This window comes from Chlorobaculum thiosulfatiphilum (assembly GCF_006265165.1).
Taxonomy (GTDB): Bacteria; Bacteroidota; Chlorobiia; order Chlorobiales; family Chlorobiaceae; genus Chlorobaculum; species Chlorobaculum thiosulfatiphilum.
On the sequence record NZ_VDCH01000076.1, the window covers coordinates 1 to 268 of the forward strand.

Consider the following 268-nt stretch of genomic DNA (forward strand, 5'->3'; position numbering starts at 1 on the left):
CTGAGAAACCGCCCCCGCTGCTGCCGCCGGAAAAGCCGGTGCCGGACGAGGAAACGGGCTGCGGAATGGTCGATGCGATGGTCGAGGCCATCGACGAGGAAAAGCCGCCGATCCGGTCGGAGAAATTTCCGTAATTGCCGCCGTACCAAGCGGGGTGATAGCTCGCGGCGGCAGCACCCGCCGCAGCGGTCGCAAGCCATGTCTCGAAGGTGCGTGACCACGGCTTTTCCACGCCGAGCGCGACGGCATAGGGCAGAAGCTTCTCGAA

1 pseudogene is annotated in these 268 nt (G+C 64.9%); it reads right to left on the reverse strand.

The features are described from left to right. Nucleotides 1-268, reverse strand: a pseudogene (locus FGF66_RS12420) (DUF2207 domain-containing protein); the annotation flags it as partial.